We start from the raw sequence: 21314 nt of genomic DNA, 5'->3' as shown, positions 1-21314 counted from the left end.
TTCTTGTGAAACTGACAGGAACCCAAGTAGCCTCTGACTCATGGGAGATGAGAGCTGGTCGCCACCGCCTGTCCTGCTGACCGTCGATCTCGTCATCCTGACCCTGCGTGAAGGGCAACTGTGCGTTTTGCTCGTGGAACGGGGTGAGGACCCCTTCGCCGGCAGGCAAGCCCTGCCAGGTGGCTTCCTCAACCATGCCGGTGAGTCGATCCTCGACGCCGCGCACCGTGAGTTGAGCGAGGAGACCGCCCTCGGTGCCGGATGGGTGCATCTGGAGCAGTTGGCCACCTATGGGGATGCCGACCGTGATCCGCGGGGGCGGGTTGTCTCCGTGGCCCACCTGGCGATCGCACCTGGGCTTCCCGAACCGATCGCGGGCACGGACGCCGCGGCTGCTTCATGGGTGCCTGTGGACGCCGTTCTCTCCGGCGAACTGCGACTTGCTTTTGACCACAATCGAATCGTGGCGGACGGAACCGAACGCGCACGTAGGAAACTCGAATTCTCTCCGCTGGCCACGGCTTTCTGTACAGATCCTTTCACCATAACGGAACTGCAGCAGGTCTACGAAGCGGTGTGGGGGATCGAACTCGACACCCGTAACTTCTATCGCAAAGTCCAGGCCGTGAAGGGTTTTATCACTTCCGCCGGTTCGGGGCGCAAGGCCACGGGTGGGCGGCCGGCTCAGCTCTTCCGGGCCGGTCCGGGGACGGTGCTGTCCCCACCGCTGATCCGACCGGTGCCGTCCATCGCGAAAGAGGAAAAAGAAGGAGGAGGGGAGTAGATGTCGAAAGATCTGGTGGTGGTCCTCACCGCTCTCAACCTGGAGTACGAGGCCGTGCGCCGGAAACTGGTCGGCGTACAGGTGCACCGCCACACCCGTGGCACGCGGTTCGAGGTGGGAACCGTGCAGGGTACGCCGTGCCGGGTCGCGCTCGGTCTGACGAGCAAGGGTAATCATTCCGCGGCTGTGCTCGCCGAGCGCGCTGTACAGGAATTCTCGCCGTTGGCCGTGTTGTTCGTCGGTGTCGCCGGCGCTCTGTGGAAAGCCACCGGTCTCGGTGACGTGGTGATGGCCAGCCATGTCTACGCCTACCACGGCGGAACCAGTGAGGACGACGGGCTCAAGGCGCGTCCTCGGGTATGGGAGGCGCCTCATGGCATCAGCCAGCTCGGTGCGCACCTGGCCCGCACAGGGATCTGGGCCGACGGGACGTCGGATGACGTGAACGCGCCGCGGGTGCACTTCGGTGCGATCGCCGCCGGTGAGATTGTGCAGAACTCGCGCATCTCCGCGGAGGCGGAGTGGATCAGGCAGCACTACAACGACGCACTTGCGATCGAGATGGAAGCCGCCGGTGTGGCGCAGGCCGGTCATCTCAGCGGGGCGCCCGTGGCCATCATCCGGGGCATCAGCGACCGGGCGGACGGCACGAAGAACAGTGCCGAGGACCGCAACTGGCAGCCGCGGGCCGCGGCCAATGCCGTGGCCTTCGCCACGCGGCTGGCCGTGGAACTCGTCGAAGAACAGGAGCACATCGACATGTCTCATGAAAGCCAGGACAGCACGGCGGCTGACGTGCTCACGGGGCATGTCAGCAATATCGCCCATTCCAGCACTGTCGGAATCATGGCCGGATCCGTCACGGACAGCAACGTCCAGATTGACGCGCACCGCAAGACGGCCGAGCGCGTGGACCTGATCACGGAACTGGTGGACTTCGGTGAGCACCTGAGGCGTCACCACGCCCAGGGTGCACTCGACGACGACACCTATGAAGCGGCCAGGGCCGAGTTGGACACCGCCCGGCAGACGGTGAAAGCGGGAATCGCAGGGTCGACGAAAAAGGCGACCATGGCCCTCAAGAGGTTACGCGGCCTGATCGCGGACCTGCCCGAGCTGGAAGCGCGACTTGTCCCACTGATCGTCGCGGCGGGTGGGTCATCATGAACTACAGCGACGGCTCCGCGCACAATGCGGCCACGGACTCCACTGTCGGAATCCAGGCCTCGACGGTACACAATGCCACCGTCAATATCGGCGAACAGTCACCGTCACCCCGGAGGAAGTATGAAATCGGAGTGCGCTTCCTGAAGGACGGTGTACCCAGTCGTGCTCGCGGCTTGATCGGTGAAGCGATCGTCAGCGGATACGACAACGCGGAGGTCCGCTTCCACTGGGTGCTGGCCATGCTGAGCAAGCGTGCCTATCAAGACCTCGACGCCGAAGAACGGGAGCAACTGCAGCGGGCCGCCGGTCTCGTACGGACCTATGCCGACGGCGAGTGGAAAGACGCCCTCCGGGTCGCCTACGAAGTGCTGGCGATCCAAGGCAACGCCGACGGCGAAACGGCACGGGTACTGAAGCGACTGCGCGACCTGTCCCAGCGTCAGCGCGACGCCATCGTCCACCACCTCGACCTCGTACTCGGCGGGGGATTGAGGGACAGTCTGTGGGCCGAGAGCCACGAGCGGGCCGAGTCGGCTCGTTTCGGCAACGACCGGGTGCACCGGGTCTGGGCCTATTTCGAGCCCGACCCCATCGGCCCGCGAGCTGCGCCGCCCCGGCCGAGCGCCGTTGGGGCCGCATCGGCGAACCTCACCGTCCGGGCCGGCCTGTTCGCCGTCGCCGCCGGCGTCCTCTGGGTTTCGGCGGTGGTCGCGAATCCGGCCACGGCGGTTGTCGCGCTGCTGGTGGCAGTCGGTGCGGGTCTCACCGCCGCACGCTTCGGCCAGCGGTGGTGGTACCGGGAACAGCGTCTGAAGGCGAAGGCTTCGGAAGACCAGGCGTCCAGCACGGGAGTTTCCGCGCCTACCTCGGACGGATTCACCGATCGAGTCCGCCATTCGTTCGACCACTACTTCAGTGTCCGCGTCCCGCACGGGTTCGACGCTCACCAGTGGCTCGACCGAACCGCTGACATCCGTCACAGTCTTGCCGCGGAGATCGCGTTTCTCTACCGAGAGAGCCGGATCAAGGTGGACCGGGTCAACTGGCTCATCCGGTACCTGGCCGAGGACACCAGGGACCGCTACAACCGGAACGCGCTGGTCGATCCTGGTCAGCAATACCGCACACCGGGGGCGACGAAGGCGGTCTGTGTCGTCGCCCTCACCGCTCTCGGGATCGCGGCCGTCACGCTGTTCGGAACGGCGGCTGCCGGCGGCTCGAACATTCCCCTCACCCTTCTGTCCGCGGCCGGTACGGCCTGGGCCGGACACGCAACGGCTGTCTCGTGGCTGAGCGCGAACGGTGACAGGCGGTGGCTGGTGGAAGAGACTCAGGAGTACCACCGGCGCATGACCGGCCGGCAAGCCGCGTACCAGGACTGGAAGTCGTTCCTGGACACAACGCGGCCCAGTGAGCTGGAAATGGAGACCTGGCTGGACTGCGACAAGACCCTGTTCGTCGACGAAGCGCTCCGCCACTATCAGCTCAGCTGGCGCAACCTGATCACCCACACCATCCTGATGACACCCGCGCGCCCCTACAAGCGTGCGCGTGTGAAGGGCGGCCCCTGGCGGTATTCGCGTTACAGCTTCCGTCTCTTCCTGGTCACGCATGACGGGGTCCGTGAAGTCGGTACGGAGTTCGACTTCACCGACGCGAAGCGCGACAGCGAGCAGCGGAGCAACTACCGCTTCGAGGCGCTGTCCTCCGTGCAAGTGACGGAACGCCAGCGTGTCGGGTACGACCTGGAGCTCATCCTCACCAACGGACCTGCCCGGAACATCCGTGTCAAGGACGACGACACACACCAGCTCGCGCCGGACGAGAACGCCCGGGAGCTCGCTGACATCAACCTCAACGCGGCCGGGTTCGTTCACACCTTCCGCCTCCTCGAAGGGATCGCGGCGGACGGCAAGGGATGGATCGAACGGAACAAGGCGAACAATCAGCCGCCCTTCTTCCCCGCCGATTGAGCCGCTCGCTCACTCTTCAGCCCAGTCGGCCCTTGACCGTGGAGATGCCGTGGCTGCCACAGAGGACGTCACCGAAAGCCAACTGCTGCTCGCCGAGTACGACCGCATCAAGGAGGAGCAGAAGACCCGGATCGGATTCCGTGACAACCTGCTCTACTTCACGCTGGCCGCGGCCACCGCAGTCCTGACGATCACCGTTCAGGAGGACCAACCCTATTTGCTCCTCACCGTTCCCGTGGTCTGCCTCGTCCTGGGGTGGACCTACCTGGTCAACGACGTGAAGATTTCCGCGGTCGGTCGCTACATCCGGGAGGAGCTGGGGCCGCGGCTGGCCGAGCTCGGTGATGTCCGAGGTGCCGTGTTCGGCTGGGAAATCTACCACCGTGACGACCCGAGTCGGCCCGCGCGTAAGCGCCTGCAGGCCACTGTCGATCTGTTCACGTACTTGGCGTTGCCGATGACCTGCGTCACCGGATTCTGGTGCTCCGGCGCCGCCCGGCTTCCCCTCCTGATCATCTCCGTGGTGCAGACAGTTGCCCTGGCCGGACTGGGGTGGCAGTTCCTGCGCTATGCCGAGCGGTGAGGGGAACACATCCCGCGGACGTCGGAAACGGGGCGACCCGGAGTGAGCCGGCCGCGCTCAGTCCGACAGGGTGCGGTGGCCCGGTCGTGTCATCGTGGGAAGAGGGCGAAGGGCGGTTCTTCTGACGCTCAGCACGATGAAGCAAGTGGCCAGGCAGTACAGGAAGGCCACTCCGGACGCCACCAGACTGCCCGTCAGGGAACCGGCGTTGGGTACGGCGGCCGCCGCGATGGCCGCTGCCGCGTTGCTCTGCCGGAGCACTCGCAGCCGTTTACCGGCATAGATGTGGAGGGGTTCGTCCTCGGCGTGGTGGGAACCGTCGCGGGAGATGTCCGCCAGCACGCCGACCGAGGCGATGACGGTGCCGACGACAGACAGCAGCGCGATGTTGGCGAACAGCAGCAGCAGCGCCAGGGAGGAGAGTGCCATGCACAGACAGGCGGTGTTCAGTACGCCCTTGAACTCGCGGTCCGGCAACCGGTATCCGAGATCCACCTCGATACGGGCCGTGCTGTCGCTCTCGTCGTCCTCGGCCCGGCGGATGCCGCGGAGGTCGAACCGCTGCACCGAGGGGGAGACCTGCCCGTTGCGCACCGGCACCAGCCGGGCGTCCTCCGTCTCCTCGACTTCGACGGGTACGAGCCCGTCAGGGGTGACGAACTCCAGCCGGTTGCGCACCACGGACGGGACCGTCAGGTCGACCGAGACGACGACACCGCCCCAGCCGATCCTTCGAGTGGTGCAGTTCTCCTGGTAGCCGTAGACCACCTCGGAAGGCAGCCCCGGGTAGACGTCCAGCAGTACGACGAGCGGTGTGTAGCGCATCAGGCCCGCGATGCGTTCGCGCAGGAAGTCCTCCACACCCTCCGCCTGCCGGCTCCGGCGCAGCAGAGCGGTGAGTTCCTCGGTCTCGCTGTACCAGCCCAGGGCGCCCAGCCGCCGGGACAGCTCGGCGCGTGCGCCGTCTCCGGTGGACCGGTCACCGGGGCCCAGGAGACGGCCGACACCATGAGCCACGACACGAGCGGTCTCGGTCGCTCGCAGCACATGCGCCGTCCTGACGCCGCGTTCGCTCACTTCGATGCTGTCCAGGCGGTCCCAGGTGTCGGCCGGCAGGAGATCCGCCAGCACCATGTTCCGGCCTGGCCGGTCCTCCGTGGCGAGCTTGGTGGTGACCTGGTGGAGAACAGCCGTTCTGGACGTCAGCTCGACGCGATGGGTACGGGTCGTGATGATTCTGGACGGCTGGGTGAGGTCCTCCAGCAATCTCAGCTCGCCGCCCAGGACCGGCATGCCGCGCGGGTCGACGGCCGAGGCGGCGTCCGGGACGACCAGTGCGGTCAGCGGTGTGACCGGGGCCGGTCGTTCCGTGCAGTGGACGACGAGGTCCCGGGCGAGCAGGACGAGCCGGACGGACGCCGGATCGGAGGGGGTTCCGTGGCGGGCCAGGAGGTCGTCCAGCGTGACGACCGTGGCACGTTCGACGTGCGCCGGGTCGTTGAGGATCTTGGCCACGGCCTGGATGATTCCGGCCAGCGACTGGGCGGCGGACGACACGGCGGTGCTGGCCACTGCGGCCGCCGCCCGGCCCGCGACTTCGGCGTGTCCGGCGACGAGTGAGTCGTGCGCGAACGTCGCGAGCCGCTCCGTGGCCAGTTCCTCGCGGAAGGCGGCCAGATGCCGGACCTCGTGCACGTACCAGGTGAGCCGGTCGGTGCGCAGCGGCTCCAGTGGCTGGTGGTAGTAAGTGGCCGCGATCCTGTGCGCCTGCCGGAACGTGTTCGTCCGGTCGGTCCGCAGGCGTTCGTACAGCGCGGACCGAAGGACGGAACGGAGGCTGTACGGCTGCTGGCTGCCGGGCCCGATGTGAGGAACCCGTTCTGTCACGACGAACGGGGAGGCGAGTACCTGTTCCGGCGTGAGCCCGAGACCGAGGTCCGCTGCCGTGTACGTGACGACGTCCGAGTCGAACCTACGGTGCACGGCCAGTGCTTCGAGCAGCCGTGCCTGGTCCGCGGGCAGCCGGTCGAATCGGGCCAGCGCCTGGCGGACGACGGATTCCTGCGTCATGGCGTCAGTCCTCCCGGCCGTTTCGACCGGCCGGGGCGGTCCCGTCCGGCTCCGTGTGGCAGGCGAAGAACTCGGCGAGCAGTCCCGGCACCCCACCGTGCGTTTCCCGGATCGTCGCGGCCTTGTCCATGAGACTGGAGAATCCCCGCCACTCGATCCAGTCCCGCACGGCCGCCACGTCGAACGGCGGCAGCACCAGCGTGTGGACGACATCGGAGTAGGGAGGAACGGACAGACGTGGCACTTCCCGGCCCGCGAGGAAGACACTCACCTCTCGCCTGGACAACAGGTTCGGCAACAGCCTCCGGGCGAGCCAGTCCCGCATCGGCTGCGCGCACGCCTCGAAGCTGTCGAGGCAGACCACCGGTCTGCGGGCATCGGCGACGAGGTTGTCCAGGAGTGCATCGCTGAGATTGGTGAGACGCACTTGACGGTCCTCGCCCTGGGCGAACAGCTGGATCGCTCCGTTCCGCACCCTTACGTCGGTGAAGTCGACCTGTATCGAGCGGAATCCCTCCGCGAACCGGTCCCGAGCGCTGCGGTAGCTCTGCACGCTGACGTCCTGGCGCCGGGCCTGCATCGACAGCGCTTCGAGGACGTCGTGTTCCACGACCGTCTGGGCCAGGTCGACGAAGTACACACCGTTCGTGGAATGCCGCTTGTAGATCTCGGACAGCAGTGACGACTTGCCGATGTCCTCGGGCCCTTCGAAGAGCAGTGCCTGCCGCTCACCGCCCCGTTGTCCGTTCCGCGCGGTGAGGCGCGCCACGCTCTCCAGTTGTTCGGCACGGTCGATGTGTCGTTGCTGCTCTGCCGGTTCGGGCACCGTTCCCCCGCCCTGTGCGCGCCGCGGACTGCCGGACCGCTACCGGCCGGTGCTGCCCGGCGAGGGGTCGGACGGAGGTGTCCGGTCCGGCGGGACGGACCCGTCGTCGGGCAGGATCTCCACGGTGCTGCGGCTGAAGCTGCTCCTCCTGAAGGAGGTCCTCGCGCTCTTCACGATCCGGAAGCGGGATCGCCTGGACTTGAGACCGTCGGTCTGCATGGTCTGGTCGGCCAGCGGCTTCGCCTCCTGGTGTCCCTCCACGCCGGCGCGCACGCCCAGGCCCTGGAAGTCGGCGCGCTTCAGCGAACCGCGGCGCAGACCGAAGACGATCAGCGCCAGAATGCCGAGCACGATGACGGCTATGATCACTAGCTGCGTAGGGCTCAGGTCCACCATGGCTGTCGCGCCTCCCCCGTCGCTTGCCTGACGTACCGCGAAGACTTTCCCACAACAAATCAGCCATATGCGGGAGTTGTCGAAGAATCACTACGTACTGGAGTGCGCCGCGGACCGGTCGCGCTCGACGGGCGCCTCCTGATCCAGCCACACCCCGTCCCGCATGACCACCCGCCCCCGCAGCTCCGGCTCTCCGCGCCAGGCGCGCACGGTTCTCGGGGTCACGCGTACGTAGGCGAAGGAATCCTCCTCCGCCCGCGGGTCCCACCCGAACTTCGCCGTGAACGCCTCCGCCGTGGCGGCCGGTACCTCCTCGTCCGGGAAGCACTCCGCCTCGCCCTGGAGGAGCACCACGTCGAAGGTGTCCGGGAGGGACAGGCGTACGCGGGGCTCCGCGCGGACGTTGCGCGCGGTGGCGGACGTGGAGCCGGTGCACAGCCACACCGCCCGTCCGTCCCACAGGAACCACAGCGGCACCTGGTGCGGCCCGTGGTCGGGGTGGGACGTCGACAGCCACGCGTCGCGCTCGGTGCCTAGGCGCCGGCGGGTGTCGCGGACTTGCTCCGCGGTGGGGCGACGGGTGGTTCCGGTGGTCTCCATGGAGACCGACGCTAGTCGGGGGGCGCGGCGCGCGCCTGGGGCGCGGGACCTACTCCCCGCGACCGATGCGGGCGCTGCCCGGGACCGGTGGGCGTCGCCGGACCGAAGATCCGGTGGGCGGTGGAGTGGCGTAGGCTTCACGGTCTGAGTGGACCGTAACGACCATGTGTGCGTGGGTAGTTGAGCGCCCACGCTACGCATCGGTAGCGACGGGCAACGGTCCCCGACCCCCCGTGTACGACTGCCTGGAGGGCACGTCAGGTGTACCCGCTGCAAGACTCCGATCCGACGACCGTCGGCCGCTACCGCCTGCTCGGCCGGCTCGGTTCCGGAGGGATGGGAAGCGTCTACCTCGGCCGGACCCCGGGAGGCCGGCCCGCCGCGGTGAAGGTCATCAACGCCCACCTCCAGGACGAGCCGGAGGCGCTGGACCGGTTCCGCCGCGAGGTGGAGACCCTGGGCGCCGTCCGCAACGCGTTCACCGCGGCCCTCATCGACGCCGAGGTGGGCACCCCGCCGTTCTGGATGGCCACCGAGTACGTGCCCGGCCCGACGCTCGCCGACGCCGTCGAGACGTCGGGGCCCTTCCCTGTCGACCTGGTACGCGCCGTGCTGGCCGCCCTGGCGGAGGGGCTCGCCGACATCCACGTCCACGGCGTGCTGCACCGCGACATCAAGCCGCAGAACATCATTCTGTCCGCCACCGGTCCCCAGCTCATCGACTTCGGCATCGCCCGCAGCGACGCCATGCCGAACCTCACGTTGGCCGGCACCGCCATCGGCACCCCGGGCTTCATCGCCCCGGAGACCCTCACCGACGGTGAGACCGGACCCGCGTCCGACGTCTTCGCGCTCGGCGTCACCATGGCGTACTGCCTCACCGGCCGTCCGCCGTACGGTCAGGGCTCGGCGGCCACCGTCTCCTACCGCTCCGTCCACGGGGAGATGGACCTCGACGGGGTGCCCGAGGAGATGGCCGGGCTCATCCGGGCGTGCGCCGACAAGGACCCGGCGCGGCGTCCCGCGCCGCACCGCATCGTGGAGCTGTGCGACAGCGAGACCGACATCGTGCGGCACCCCGCCTACCAGCGGATCATCGCCGCCGCGCCGTCCCTGGACGTGCCGGCCGGCGCCCGTCCCGAGCCCTCGCGGCAGGCTCCTCCCGAGTCCCCGCGGCAGGCTTCTTCCGAGTCCCCGCGGCAGGCTCCCGAGCCCACCGTCGTGGACGGCCCCACACCCACGGTCGTGGACAACGCCGCACCCACAGTCCCAGCCAACGCCGCCCCCGCCCGCACCCGCCTCCTCCCGCCGCCCACACAGCTCGGCGGACCGCCCCGCGACCGGACCCGCCGCGGACTGCTGCTCGCCGTCGGCGCGGTCGTCGCCCTCGGTCTGACGGCCACGGCGATCGTCGTCGCGCAGTCCACGGAGTCGACCGCCGACGCCAAGAAGCCGAAGGCTTCCGCGAGCAGCAGCGAGAAGGCCGAGGAACTCCCTCCGCAGGAGCTGACGGTCCGGGCCGAGCGCACGCTGCGGACCGGCGAGTCCTGGCGGACGACGCGGGTGCGACTCGTCATGGGCGAGGACGGCAACCTCGTCTCCCTGGACGGTGACGACCAGCGCCAGTGGGAGTCCGGCACCTCCGGCGAGAACTACCAGGCCGTGTTCCAGGACGACGGCAACCTCGTCGTCTACACCGCCGACCACAAGCCCGTGTGGGCCAGCAACACGGGAGCGTACGCGGGGGCCGTCCTCGAACTCCGGCCCGACGGCGTCATCGCCATCGCGAGCAAGGACGGGCAGGACGTCTTCCGGACCGTCGTCGACCCCGCGCTCCCGCAGGACATGACGGTCACCGCGCCGAAGACCCTGGCGGCCGGTGAGTTCCTCCAGACGGCCCACCTGAAGCTGATCATGCAGAAGAACGGCAACCTCGTCGCCTACGACGAGGCCAACCAGCGCCTCTGGGACACCGGGACCTCCGGCGAGAACCACCAGGCCGTGTTCCAGGACGACGGCAACCTCGTCGTCTACACCGCCGAGCACAGGCCGGTGTGGGCCTCGCAGACCGGCGCGCACGCGGGCGCCGTCATGGAACTGCGGCCCGACGGCGCCGTCGCCATCAAGAGCAAGGACGGACAGGACGTCTGGCGGTCGGACCGGTCCGACGGCTGACCCGGGACGGTGAGCACGTAAAGTGCGAGTCCGTCGCCCCCGCCGCCGCACCACCGAGGACCTCCGCCGTGACCCCCCGCCCCCTCCCGCCCCGCTCCGTCACCGTCGTCGGGATCGGTGCCGACGGCTGGCCGGGGGTTCCGGACGCCTCCCGTGCCGCCCTGCGCGACGCGGAGGTCGTCATCGGCGGCCCCCGCCAGCTCGACCTGCTGCCACCCGAGTGCGGCGGCGAGCGCGTCGCCTGGCCCTCGCCGCTGCGGCCCGCCGTCCCCGGCCTGCTCGCCGCGCACACCGGCCGCCGCGTCGCCGTACTGGCCAGCGGGGACCCCATGTTCTACGGGATCGGACGGGCGCTGACCGAGGTCCTGGGCGCCGGTGCCGTGCACGTCCTGCCGCACCCCTCCTCCGTCTCCTACGCCGCCGCCCGCCTCGGCTGGCCCCTGGAGGACGTCGAGGTCGTCACCCTCGTCGGGCGGCCCGCCGACCGGCTCGCCGCCGCTCTGCACCACGGGCGCCGGCTGCTCGTGCTCAGTGCCGACGCCACCACCCCGGCCACCGTCGCCGCGCTCCTGAGCGACCGCGGCTTCGGGCCCAGCGGCATGCGGGTCCTGGAACGGCTCGGCGCCCCCGAGGAGCACGTCACCGACGCGAGCAGCGCCGACGACTGGGCGCGACCGCCCGGCGACCCCCTCAACGTCGTCGCCGTCGAGTGCCGCCGCGCCCCCGGCACCCCGCACCTCGGCACCGCCCCCGGCCTGCCCGACGACGCCTACGAGCACGACGGCCAGCTCACCAAACGGCACGTCCGCGCCGCCACCCTCGGCGTCCTCGCCCCCGCCCCGGGCGAACTGCTGTGGGACATCGGCGGCGGCTCCGGATCGATCGCCGTCGAGTGGATGCGCGCCCACCCGTCCTGCCGCGCCGTCACGGTCGAACGCGACCCCGAGCGCGCCGCCCGCATCACCCGCAACGCCGGACGGCTCGGCGTGCCCGGACTGCGGGTCGTCACCGGACAGGCGCCCGGGGCGCTCGACGGACTCCCGTCGCCCGACGCCGTGTTCGTCGGTGGCGGGCTCACCGCGCCCGGTCTCCTCGACGCCTGCTGGGACGCGCTCGCGCCCGGCGGGCGGCTCGTCGCCAACACCGTCACCCTGGAGTCGGAGGCCCTGCTCGCCGACGCCCGCCGCCGCCACGGGGGCGAACTGGTGCGCCTCGCCGTCGCGCACGCCGTCCCCGTGGGCGACTTCACCGGGTGGCGGCAGGCGATGCCGGTGACCCAGTGGGCCGTACGGAAAGCGGACGACGGGATCGACGGGACCGACGGGATCGACGGGACCGACGGGAGCGACGGGACCGACGGGAGCGACGGGAGCGACGGGAGCGACGGGACCCCGTGCACGTCCTGATCCTCGGCGGCACCGCCGAGGCCCGCCGCCTCGCCGAGCTGGTCACGGCCGGTCCGTACGGCCGCGTCACCACCTCCCTCGCCGGACGGGTCGCCGCGCCGCGCACGCCCCCCGGTGAACTCCGCGTCGGCGGCTTCGGCGGGCCCGGCGGACTCGCCGCCTGGCTGCGCGACCACGCCGTGGACGCCGTCGTCGACGCCACCCACCCCTTCGCCGCCACCATCACCGGCAATGCCGCCGAGGCCGCCGCCCTGACCGGCGTACCGCTGCTCGTCCTGCGGCGGCCCGGCTGGCGGGCGACGGAGGGGGACCGCTGGTACGAGACCGGGTCCCTCGCCGGGGCGGCCGCGCTGCTGCCCTCTCTCGGGCGCCGGGTGTTCCTCACCACCGGACGTGGGGGACTCGCGGCCTTCGCGGGAGACACCGGTGACCTGTGGTTCCTCGTCCGGTCCGTCGATCCACCCGAGCCACCGCACCCTGCTCGCATGGAAGCGCTCCTTGACCGGGGGCCGTTCACCCTCGACGGCGAGCGCGAACTGCTGCGGCGCCACCGGATCGACGTCCTCGTCACCAAGGACAGCGGGGGAGCGGCCACCGCGCCGAAGCTGACGGCCGCAAGGGAGAGCGGGCTGCCGGTGGTCGTCGTGCGCCGGCCGCCGGTGCCGGACGGGGTGCCCGTGGCCGCCACCGCCGACGCGGCCCTGGGATGGCTCACCCGGTGACGGTCACTCCGCCTCGCTCGCCAGGGCGTTGACCGCCGCCGCGGCCATGGCGCTCCCGCCGCGCCGGCCCCGTACGGCCAGGTACTCCAGCCCGAAGGGGTTCGCGGCCAGCGCGTCCTTGGACTCCGCCGCCCCGACGAAACCGACCGGCACGCCGATGACGGCGGCCGGACGCGGAGCACCGTCGCGGATCATCTCCAGGAGCCGGAACAGGGCCGTCGGCGCGTTGCCGACCGCCACCACCGCGCCGTCCAGCCGGTCCCGCCACAGCTCAAGGGCGGCGGCGCTCCGGGTCGTGCCGAGCCGGGCCGCGAGCTCCGGGACGGCCGGGTCGGCGAGGGCGCAGAGCACGTCGTTGCCGGCGGGCAGACGGCTCCGCGTCACACCGCTCGCGACCATCCGCACGTCGCACAGGACCGGCGCCCCGGCGCGCAGGGCCGCGCGGGCGTCCGCCACCACACCGGGGGAGTACGCGAGATCCTCGACGAGGTCGACCATGCCGCACGCGTGGACCATGCGGACCGCGACCCGGCCCACGTCCTCGGGCAGGGAGCCCAGGTCGGCCTCGGCGCGGATGGTGGCGAAGGACTGCCGGTAGATCTCGGCGCCGTCCTTCTCGTAGTCGTACGTCGTCACCCGGGGAGCATAGCCACCCTCACGCGCGCTCCCCGAAGGCGCCCAGGATCTCCTCCGCCGCCCGCGTCGCCGTGACCTCGCCCGCCCGGAGCCGCCGCTCCAGCCCGGGTGCGAGGGCGCGGACGGACGGGTCGGCGTGCAGACGGCCCAGGAGTTCGTCGCGGACCATCGTCCAGGCCCAGTCGACCTGCTGGTCGCGGCGCCGGCCGGCGAGGCGGCCGGTGGAGTCCAGGAGCGTACGGTGCTGCTCCAGGCGGTCCCAGACGGTGTCGAGGCCGGTCGACTCCCGCGCGCTGCAGTGCAGGACCGGCGGGGTCCAGAACGCGTCCTTGCCGTGCATGAGGCGCAGCGCGCCCGCCAGTTCCCGGGCGGCGGCGCGGGCGTCGCGCTCGTGCGGGCCGTCCGCCTTGTTCACGGCGATGACGTCGGCCAGCTCCAGGACGCCCTTCTTGATGCCCTGCAACTGGTCGCCGGTGCGGGCCAGGGTGAGGAGGAGGAACGAGTCGACCATGTTCGCGACCGCCGTCTCCGACTGGCCGACACCGACCGTCTCGACGAGGACCACGTCGTAGCCGGCGGCCTCCATCACCACGATCGACTCGCGGGTGGCCTTCGCGACGCCGCCGAGCGTGCCCGCTGTGGGGGAGGGCCGGACGAACGCCGCCGGGTCGACGGCGAGGCGCTCCATCCGCGTCTTGTCGCCGAGGATCGAGCCGCCGGTCCGGCTGGAGGACGGGTCGACGGCGAGGACGGCCACCCGGTGGCCGAGCCCGGTCAGCATCGTGCCGAAGGCGTCGATGAACGTCGACTTGCCGACCCCCGGCACCCCGCTGACCCCGATCCGCCGGGCCCGGCCGCTGTGCGGGAGCAGTTCGGTCAGCACCTCCTGGGCGAGGGCCCGGTGCTGCGGGCGCGTCGACTCCACGAGGGTGACCGTGCGGGCGATCACCGCCCGCTTGCCGTCCAGCACACCCTTGACGTACGCGTCGGCATCCATCATCGGAGGCCACCGTTCATCACAGGCCACCGTTCATCACAGGCCGCCGATCGTCACAGGTCGCCGTGGCCGAGGTCGGCCGCCAGCCGCTCCACCAGGCCGTACGCCGCGTCCGGGATCACCGTGCCGGGCGGGAAGACCGCCGCCGCGCCCATCTCCCGCAGCGTCGGCACGTCCTGCGGCGGGATCACCCCGCCCACCACGATCATGATGTCCTCGCGGCCCTCCTCGGCCAGCCGCTCCCGCAGCGCCGGTACGAGGGTGAGGTGACCGGCGGCCAGCGACGACACCCCGACGATGTGCACGTCCGCCTCGACGGCCTGCCGGGCCACCTCCGCCGGGGTCTGGAACAGCGGGCCGACGTCCACGTCGAAGCCCAGGTCGGCGAAGGCGGTCGCGATCACCTTCTGGCCGCGGTCGTGGCCGTCCTGGCCCATCTTGGCCACCAGGATGCGCGGCCGCCGGCCCTCCGCCTCGGCGAAGGCGTCGACCAGGGCCCGGGTGCGGTCCACGTTCGGGGCCTCCCCTGCTTCGTTGCGGTACACCCCGGAGATCGTACGGATCTGCCCCGCGTGCCGCCCGTAGACCTGCTCCAGGGCGTCGGAGATCTCCCCGACGGTCGCCTTCGCCCGCGCCGCGTCCACGGCCAGCTCCAGCAGGTTGCCCTCGCCCCCGGCGGCCCGGGTCAGCGCCTCCAGCGCCGCCCGGCACGCGCCCTCGTCCCGCTCCGCGCGCAGCCGCCGCAGCTTCTCGATCTGCCGCTGACGTACGGAGGAGTTGTCGACCTTGAGGACGTCGATCTGCTCGTCGGTGTCGACCCGGTACTTGTTGACGCCGATCACCGGCTGCCGCCCCGAGTCGATCCGGGCCTGCGTACGGGCCGCCGCCTCCTCGATGCGCAGCTTGGGGATGCCCGCGTCGATGGCCCGCGCCATGCCGCCGGCCTGCTCGACCTCCTGGATGTGCTGCCAGGCGCGGCGCGCGAGGTCGTAGGTCAGCTTCTCCACATAGGCGCTGCCGCCCCACGGGTCGATGACACGGGTCGTGCCGGACTCCTGCTGGATGAGGAGCTGGGTGTTGCGGGCGATACGGGCGGAGAAGTCGGTGGGCAGCGCCAGCGCCTCGTCGAGGGCGTTGGTGTGCAGCGACTGGGTGTGGCCCTGCGTCGCGGCCATCGCCTCCACGCACGTGCGCGTGACGTTGTTGAACACGTCCTGGGCCGTCAGGGACCAGCCAGAGGTCTGCGAATGCGTGCGCAGGGACAGCGACTTGGGGTTCCGCGGGTCGAACTGCCCGACGAGCTTCGCCCACAGCAGGCGGGCCGCGCGGAGCTTGGCGATCTCCATGAAGAAGTTCATGCCGATCGCCCAGAAGAAGGAGAGACGCGGCGCGAACGCGTCCACGTCGAGGCCCGCCTCCCGGCCCGCCCGGATGTACTCCACCCCGTCCGCGAGGGTGTACGCCAGCTCCAGGTCGGCCGTCGCGCCCGCCTCCTGGATGTGGTAGCCCGAGATGGAGATCGAGTTGTACCGGGGCATCCGCCGGGAGGTGTACGCGAAGATGTCGGAGATGATCCGCATCGACGGCTTCGGCGGATAGATGTACGTGTTGCGGACCATGAACTCCTTGAGGATGTCGTTCTGAATGGTCCCCGCCAGCTTCTCCGGCTCCACGCCCTGCTCCTCCGCCGCCACGATGTACAGCGCCAGCACCGGCAGCACCGCGCCGTTCATCGTCATCGACACCGTCATCCGGTCCAGCGGGATGCCGTCGAAGAGCTGCCGCATGTCGAGGATGGAGTCGATCGCCACGCCCGCCATGCCGACGTCACCGGTGACCCGCGGGTGGTCGCTGTCGTAGCCGCGGTGGGTGGGCAGGTCGAAGGCGACGGAGAGGCCCTTCTGCCCGGCGCGCAGGTTGCGGCGGTAGAAGGCGTTGGACTCCTCGGCGGTCGAGAACCCCGCGTACTGGCGGATCGTCCACGGCTGGTTCACGTACATCGTCGGGTACGGGCCGCGCAGATACGGCGCGACGCCCGGGTAGGTGCCGAGGAAGTCCAGGCCCTCCAGATCCTGCCCGGTGTACAGCGGCTTGACCTCGATGCCCTCCGGTGTCTCCCACCGCAGGTCGGCGCCGCCGGCGGCCCTCTTCACCGCCGTACGCCACTCGTCGGGCCCGGCGCCGACGGACGGCGCCCCCAGTTCCACGGACGAGAAGTCGGGGATCTCGTGCGCGCCCCTCGCGGTCATCAGGACACTCCTGGTCGGTCGAGCATGCGGTCGAGCATGCGGTCGAGCGCGGCGGTCAGCACGGCGACGGCGTCACAGCCGGCGAAGACGTAGGTGTCGACGCCCGCGTACGTCCCCGGGCGGCCCGCGAGGAACACGTGCCCGGCGCCCGCCGCGCGCAACCGCTCCGCGGCCCGCTCCGCCTCCTGCGCGTACACGGCGTCACTGGAGCACAGGCACACCTCCCGCGCGCCGCTCTCCTCGAAGGGACCCTCGGTGACCGGCTCGACGCCGCCCGCCTGGAAGAGGTTGGCGGCGAAGGACAGCCGCGCGGTGTGCGCGGCGGCCGGGCCGAGCGCCGCGAGGTACACCCGGGGCCGGGCGCCGGTCGCCGCGAGGTGCGCGTCGGAACGGGCCCGCAGCGCCTCGAACGCCTCGTCCCGGCGCACCCGGGGCAGCCCGCCGGACGGCGGCTCGGGCGCGGCCTCGCGGACCACCGGCTCCTCCGCCAGGTGCGGGAACTCGCTCACCCCGGTGACCGGTTCGCGCCGCGTGGCGAGCCGCTCGGAACGCGCCGCCCAGGTCGCGGCCAGCCGGTCGCCGACCGCGCCGGAGCGCAGCGCCGCCGCCTGGCCGCCGTCGCGCTCGATTCTCTGGAAGAACTCCCACGCCGCGTGCGCCAGTTCGTCGGTGAGCCGCTCCACGTACCAGGAGCCGCCCGCCGGGTCGATCACCCGGGACAGGTGCGACTCCTCGATCAGGATCGTGGAGGTGTTGCGGGCGACACGGCGCGCGAACGCGTCCGGCAGGCCGAGCGCGTGGTCGAAGGGGAGCACGGTCACCGCGTCGGCGCCGCCCACCCCCGCGGCCAGCGCGGCGACCGTGGTGCGCAGCATGTTCACCCACGGGTCGCGGCGCGTCATCATCACCGGCGACGTCACCGCGTGCTGCACCTGCGCCCCCGCGCGCCCGACGCCGCACACCTCGGCGACCCGCGCCCACAGCCGCCGCGCCGCGCGCAGTTTGGCGATGGTCAGGAACTGGTCGGCGGTGGCCGCGTACCGGAACTCGATCTGGCCCGCGGCCTGTTCGACGCTCAGTCCGGCGTCGGTCAGCCCGCGCAGGTACGCCACCCCGGTCGCCAGCGAGCAGCCCAGCTCCTGCGCCGCCGAGCCCCCGGCCTCGTGGTACGGCAGCGCGTCCACGGTCATGGCGCGCAGCCCCGGGTGGTGGTCGGCGCAGCGGCGGGCCTCCGCGGCGATGCCGGCGATGTCGTAGCCCCGGCCGGTGCGCGCCTCGTGGCCGAGCGGGTCGGCGCCCAGGCTGCCGCGGACCGCGTCGGCGGCGACGCCCCGCTCCTCGTACAGCGCGAACAGCCGCCGCGCGGCCGGGCCGGTGTCGGCACCGGCGTCCAGCACGACGGGGGCGAGATCCAGGAACACGCCGTCCAGGGCGGTGTCGAGGGCCGTGACCGGGGCGCCCGCGTGCTCCCCGGCGAGCAGCCACAGGGAGGTGACGCCGTGCTCCAGATCGGCCAGGACCGCGGCGGAGTCCGCGGGGTCACCGGTGGCCGTGTGGCGCTGGCGTACGTCCCAGCCGCCGCCCGTGCTCCCCTCGGCGCGCGCGCCGCGCGTGAACGGCGCGAATCCCGGCAGCCCGGGGTCGGGCGCGGCGTCCCGCGCCGTGTACAGGGGCCGTACGCGCAACCCGTCTTCCAGTGCGGTGGACAGCGTCTGCTCCGCCTCGGCGTCCGAGATCTCCTTGCCGGACTTGCGCAGGACACCCGCCACGAGGTGCTGCCACTGCTCATGTGTCGCGTCAGGGAACTCGGCCGCCAGCGGGAGCCCGTCGTCAGGCAGGACCGTCATGGTCGGATGCTAGGCCAGGACGGCGGGCGGGCAGCAGAGGCCGCACTTGTGACCTTGTTCTCTCCGACGATGTGACGTGCGACGCTCACCCGTCCGGCGGTGCTCGGGCTCTTCGGCCGTCAGGGGTGATGCCTCAGGTGGCGGGGCGGGTGCACGGCCGTTGGGGCTGGTCGCGCAGTTCCCCGCGCCCCTGAGGGGGCGCGTTGTCATGCGTGGCCAAGGCGGCCAGTTCCTCCGCCGTCCGGGGGCCCGGTGCCTGCTCCGGCAGGAGACCCTGGGTGTGGAGCAGCCGGGTCGCCGCGATGCCCCAGGGGAGGCGCAGGCCCGCACGGGTCAGGAGGTCCGTGCGGGACAGGGCGCGGGGGGCCGGGCCGGTGTGGACGCCCTCGGGGGTGAGCAGTGCCGCGTCGTCGGCCCAGCGCAGGGCGAGGTCGACGTCGTGGGTCGCCATGACGACCGTCGTCCCGGCCGCGCGGAGCCCGTCGAGGGTGGCCAGCAGCCGTTCCTGGCCGTCCGGGTCGAGCCCCGCGGTCGGCTCGTCCAGGATCAGCACCCGGGGCCGCATCGCGACCGCGCCCGCGATCGCCGTCCGCTTGCGCTGCCCGTAGGAGAGCAGGTGGGTGGGGCGGTCGGCCAGTGCCGCGATGTCCAGCGCGGTCAGCGCCTCCTCGACGCGGGCGCGGACCTCCGCGTCGGGCAGACCGAGGTTGAGCGGCCCGAACGACACGTCCTGGCCGACGGAGGCCGCGAAGAGCTGGTCGTCGGGGTCCTGCACCACCAGTTGCACGGTGGTCCGCAGCCGGGTCAGCCCCGCACGGCCGTACGTCACCGGCTCACCCCCGAGCGTCAACCGGCCGGCACGCGGCCGCAGTCCGCCGCTGAGCAGCCGCATCAGGGTGGTCTTGCCGCTGCCGTTGCGGCCGAGCAGCGCCAGCGCCCGGCCCTCGCGGACCTCGAAGTCCAGGCCGTCCAGGACGACGGGCCCCTCCTCGTAGGCGAAGGACACGCCCCGCAGGGCGACCAGTGGCGGGGCGTCTCCGCTCATGTCAGCGGCCCTTCCCGTACGAATCCAGTACGAAGGTGAGGGCGGCCACCGCGCCGAGCAGCGTCAGGCTCGCCGCCGTGAACCGGCCCGAGACGCGGGCCTCGGGGACCAGGACGCGCAGGGAGCCGTCGTAGCCGCGCCCGGCGAGTCCGCTCTGGAGCCGGGCCGCCCGGCCGAAGGCCCGCGTGAACGCCGTCGCGCCGAGCCCGCCGAGGGAGCGCCAGGCGGCGGCCCGCGTGGTGTGCCCGAGCCGCGCGGCCTGCGCGTCCCTGATCCGCCGTACGGAGTCCAGGAGCAGGAAGCTCATGCGGTACGTCACCAGGGCGACGTCCACGACGGGGGCCGGCACCCCGGCCCGCACCAGACGCGGCAGCAGATCGGACATCGGGGTGGTGAACGCGAACAGCAGCACGCCGAGCGACGCCGCCGACGTACGCAGCAGCAGTCCGGCGGCGTGCGCCGGGCCGCCGGGGGCGGCCGAGACGAAACCGTCCGGGCCCCCGACCCGCACCAGCAGCGGCAGCGCACCCGTCACGCAGAAGCCGAGCGGCACCCGCCAGGCCCGCCACAGCCGCCGCGCGGGCACCCCCGCCGGGCCGAGCAGCACGGTCACGGCGGTGACCAGCACCAGGGCCGCTCCCGGCCAGGCGGGCAGCGAGATCGCGAGCACGGTCAGGCCGAGTCCGAGCACGGCCTTGTCCACGGGGTGGCGGCGGCGCCAGCGACTGCTGTGCGCCGCCGCGTCGATCGGCAGCACTCAGTCGCCCACGTCGCCCACGTTGCCCCCGTTGCCCACGGAGGCGTCCCGCCGGTCGGCCAGGGCCTGTTCCGCGCCCTGCCGCCGGCCTCTGCGGAGCCCGAAGTAGTAGGCGAGGACGCCCGCGCCGAGCGCGGCCTGCGCCGCGAACAGCGCCGACTCGATCTCCCCGGAGGGCGGTTCGTACAGCGGCGAGAACCAGGGCTCGTACTCCGGTTCCAGTTCCGTGATCGCTGTCTCCGCCTCCGCGTCGGCCCCGGTGAACGGCTCCTCCTTGTGGTCGCCGAGACCGAACACCAGCGGGATCACCGCCAGCACGGCCACCGCGAGCAGCAGCAGGAGATTGATCCTCGTGTTCCGCTTCACTTGGCCACCGCCTCCCGCGTCGCGCTCTCCCCGGTCCCCGGCTTCGCCGGAAGCACGCCCAGCCGGGTCAGCTCGCCCTTGCTCGACTGCACCAGCAGCCGCATCACCACCACCGTGAGCAGGCCCTCGCTCACCGCGAGCGGGATCTGCGTGACCGCGAAGATCGAGCCGAACTTGCCGAGCGCGCCCCAGAACCCGCTGCCCGGGTCGGGGAAAGCCAGCGCGAGCTGCACGCTGGTGACGCAGTACGTGGACAGGTCGGCGGCGAACGCGCCGCAGAAGACGGTGACCATCAGCGGCACGTCGTAGCGCCGGAGCAGCCTGTAGACGGCGTACCCGGCCCACGGGCCGACGATCGCCATGGAGAAGACGTTGGCGCCGAGCGTGGTCAGGCCGCCGTGGGCCAGCAGCAGCGCCTGGAACAGCAGCGTGATCGTGCCGAGCACCGCCATGACCGGCGGCCGGAACAGGATCGCGCCCAGCCCGGTACCGGTGGGATGGGAGCAACTGCCGGTGACGGAGGGGAGTTTCAGGGCGGACAGGACGAACGTGAAGGCCCCGGCGGCACCGAGGAGCAGGGTGCTCTCCGGGTGCTCGCGGACCTCACGGGTGAGGGAACGTACTCCGTGGACGACGAACGGCGCCGACGCGACACCCCAGGCGATCGCGTGCGCCGGAGGCAGGAAACCCTCGGCTATGTGCATGACTCAGCAGA

Annotated in this window: 19 protein-coding genes; 7 read left to right on the top strand and 12 right to left on the bottom strand. The window is 71.5% G+C overall.

Translation table 11 applies throughout. The features are described 5' to 3' along the window. The first annotated feature begins 40 nt into the window (after positions 1-40). Genes UW392_RS16640 through UW392_RS16625 form a run of 4 tightly spaced genes read left to right on the top strand, consistent with a single transcriptional unit; the run spans position 41 to position 4507 of the window. The gene (locus tag UW392_RS16640) at positions 41-784 is read left to right on the top strand and encodes an NUDIX hydrolase (protein WP_320775791.1); all 744 of its coding nucleotides are present in this window, start codon (positions 41-43) and stop codon (positions 782-784) included. After that, complete coding sequence (locus UW392_RS16635; RefSeq protein WP_320775790.1) at positions 785-1951, top strand: 5'-methylthioadenosine/S-adenosylhomocysteine nucleosidase; 1167 nt, start codon at positions 785-787, stop codon at positions 1949-1951. Further along, a complete protein-coding gene (locus UW392_RS16630) occupies positions 1948-3924 on the top strand; it encodes a hypothetical protein (RefSeq protein WP_320775789.1) in 1977 nt (658 codons plus the stop codon). The genes UW392_RS16635 and UW392_RS16630 overlap by 4 nt, the downstream gene beginning before the upstream one ends. Before the next feature lie 49 nt (positions 3925-3973). Continuing rightward, on the top strand, positions 3974-4507 hold the full coding sequence (locus tag UW392_RS16625; RefSeq protein WP_320775788.1) for a hypothetical protein: 534 nt from the start codon (positions 3974-3976) through the stop codon (positions 4505-4507). Positions 4508-4564: 57 nt separating this feature from the next. Here the strand turns inward: UW392_RS16625 and UW392_RS16620 are convergent, their stop codons facing one another. From UW392_RS16620 to UW392_RS16605, 4 genes are all read right to left on the bottom strand, one after another. Further along, entirely contained in the window at positions 4565-6490 is a 1926-nt protein-coding gene (locus UW392_RS16620; protein WP_320775787.1) for a hypothetical protein, read from the bottom strand. 91 nt (positions 6491-6581) lie between these two features. Then, positions 6582-7403 carry a hypothetical protein gene (locus tag UW392_RS16615; RefSeq protein ID WP_320775786.1) on the bottom strand — a complete coding sequence of 274 codons (822 nt, stop codon included), beginning with the start codon at positions 7401-7403 and terminating at the stop codon, positions 6582-6584. Positions 7404-7442: 39 nt separating this feature from the next. Further along, positions 7443-7799, bottom strand: a complete 357-nt coding sequence (locus tag UW392_RS16610) for a hypothetical protein (protein ID WP_320775785.1) — start codon at positions 7797-7799, stop codon at positions 7443-7445. Positions 7800-7889: 90 nt separating this feature from the next. Continuing rightward, positions 7890-8399, bottom strand: coding sequence for a pyridoxamine 5'-phosphate oxidase family protein (locus UW392_RS16605; RefSeq protein WP_320775784.1), 510 nt, complete (start codon positions 8397-8399; stop codon positions 7890-7892). Positions 8400-8660: 261 nt separating this feature from the next. Here UW392_RS16605 and UW392_RS16600 point away from each other — a divergent pair, with 261 nt between their 5' ends. The 3 genes from UW392_RS16600 (at position 8661) to UW392_RS16590 (ending at position 12702) form a co-directional block, all read left to right on the top strand. Then, positions 8661-10574, top strand: coding sequence for a protein kinase domain-containing protein (locus UW392_RS16600; protein WP_320775783.1), 1914 nt, complete (start codon positions 8661-8663; stop codon positions 10572-10574). Between the two features lie 68 nt (positions 10575-10642). After that, a complete protein-coding gene (gene cbiE / locus UW392_RS16595) occupies positions 10643-11980 on the top strand; it encodes a precorrin-6y C5,15-methyltransferase (decarboxylating) subunit CbiE (protein ID WP_320775782.1) in 1338 nt (445 codons plus the stop codon). Then, on the top strand, positions 11968-12702 hold the full coding sequence (locus tag UW392_RS16590; RefSeq protein ID WP_320775781.1) for a cobalt-precorrin-6A reductase: 735 nt from the start codon (positions 11968-11970) through the stop codon (positions 12700-12702). The genes cbiE and UW392_RS16590 overlap by 13 nt, the downstream gene beginning before the upstream one ends. 3 nt (positions 12703-12705) lie before the next feature. On the opposite strand, the gene UW392_RS16585 is transcribed toward UW392_RS16590, so the two are convergent. From UW392_RS16585 to UW392_RS16550, 8 genes are all read right to left on the bottom strand, one after another. Continuing rightward, the gene (locus UW392_RS16585; protein ID WP_320775780.1) at positions 12706-13338 is read right to left on the bottom strand and encodes a precorrin-8X methylmutase; all 633 of its coding nucleotides are present in this window, start codon (positions 13336-13338) and stop codon (positions 12706-12708) included. A 19-nt stretch (positions 13339-13357) separates the two neighbouring features. Next, the gene (meaB, locus tag UW392_RS16580; protein ID WP_320775779.1) at positions 13358-14338 is read right to left on the bottom strand and encodes a methylmalonyl Co-A mutase-associated GTPase MeaB; all 981 of its coding nucleotides are present in this window, start codon (positions 14336-14338) and stop codon (positions 13358-13360) included. Between the two features lie 50 nt (positions 14339-14388). Further along, positions 14389-16584: a methylmalonyl-CoA mutase gene (gene scpA / locus UW392_RS16575; protein WP_320775778.1), complete on the bottom strand. Its 2196-nt coding sequence runs from the start codon at positions 16582-16584 to the stop codon at positions 14389-14391. Next, positions 16584-18431, bottom strand: a complete 1848-nt coding sequence (locus UW392_RS16570) for a methylmalonyl-CoA mutase family protein (protein WP_320775777.1) — start codon at positions 18429-18431, stop codon at positions 16584-16586. Before UW392_RS16570 ends, scpA begins: the two co-directional genes overlap by 1 nt. Before the next feature lie 133 nt (positions 18432-18564). Beyond that, a complete protein-coding gene (locus UW392_RS16565) occupies positions 18565-19476 on the bottom strand; it encodes an energy-coupling factor ABC transporter ATP-binding protein (protein WP_320775776.1) in 912 nt (303 codons plus the stop codon). 1 nt (position 19477) lies between these two features. Continuing rightward, positions 19478-20233: a cobalt ECF transporter T component CbiQ gene (gene cbiQ / locus UW392_RS16560; RefSeq protein ID WP_320775775.1), complete on the bottom strand. Its 756-nt coding sequence runs from the start codon at positions 20231-20233 to the stop codon at positions 19478-19480. Next, the gene (locus UW392_RS16555) at positions 20234-20599 is read right to left on the bottom strand and encodes an energy-coupling factor ABC transporter substrate-binding protein (RefSeq protein ID WP_320775774.1); all 366 of its coding nucleotides are present in this window, start codon (positions 20597-20599) and stop codon (positions 20234-20236) included. Next, a complete protein-coding gene (locus UW392_RS16550) occupies positions 20596-21303 on the bottom strand; it encodes an energy-coupling factor ABC transporter permease (protein WP_320775773.1) in 708 nt (235 codons plus the stop codon). Before UW392_RS16550 ends, UW392_RS16555 begins: the two co-directional genes overlap by 4 nt. Positions 21304-21314 lie beyond the last annotated feature (11 nt).

Source organism: Streptomyces sp. CRN 30, from assembly GCF_034105845.1.
Note: the sequence above shows the minus strand (reverse complement) of the source record. Positions and strands in the feature narration are given on the sequence as shown.

Coding starts and splice junctions, on each gene's coding strand:
- UW392_RS16640 (WP_320775791.1), top strand. CDS start 41: ATGGGAGATGAGAGCTGGTCGCCACCGCCTGTCCTGCTGACCGTCGAT.
- UW392_RS16635 (WP_320775790.1), top strand. CDS start 785: ATGTCGAAAGATCTGGTGGTGGTCCTCACCGCTCTCAACCTGGAGTAC.
- UW392_RS16630 (WP_320775789.1), top strand. CDS start 1,948: ATGAACTACAGCGACGGCTCCGCGCACAATGCGGCCACGGACTCCACT.
- UW392_RS16610 (WP_320775785.1), bottom strand. CDS start 7,799: ATGGTGGACCTGAGCCCTACGCAGCTAGTGATCATAGCCGTCATCGTG.
- UW392_RS16605 (WP_320775784.1), bottom strand. CDS start 8,399: ATGGAGACCACCGGAACCACCCGTCGCCCCACCGCGGAGCAAGTCCGC.
- meaB (WP_320775779.1), bottom strand. CDS start 14,338: ATGATGGATGCCGACGCGTACGTCAAGGGTGTGCTGGACGGCAAGCGG.
- scpA (WP_320775778.1), bottom strand. CDS start 16,584: ATGACCGCGAGGGGCGCGCACGAGATCCCCGACTTCTCGTCCGTGGAA.
- UW392_RS16570 (WP_320775777.1), bottom strand. CDS start 18,431: ATGACGGTCCTGCCTGACGACGGGCTCCCGCTGGCGGCCGAGTTCCCT.
- UW392_RS16565 (WP_320775776.1), bottom strand. CDS start 19,476: ATGAGCGGAGACGCCCCGCCACTGGTCGCCCTGCGGGGCGTGTCCTTC.
- UW392_RS16550 (WP_320775773.1), bottom strand. CDS start 21,303: ATGCACATAGCCGAGGGTTTCCTGCCTCCGGCGCACGCGATCGCCTGG.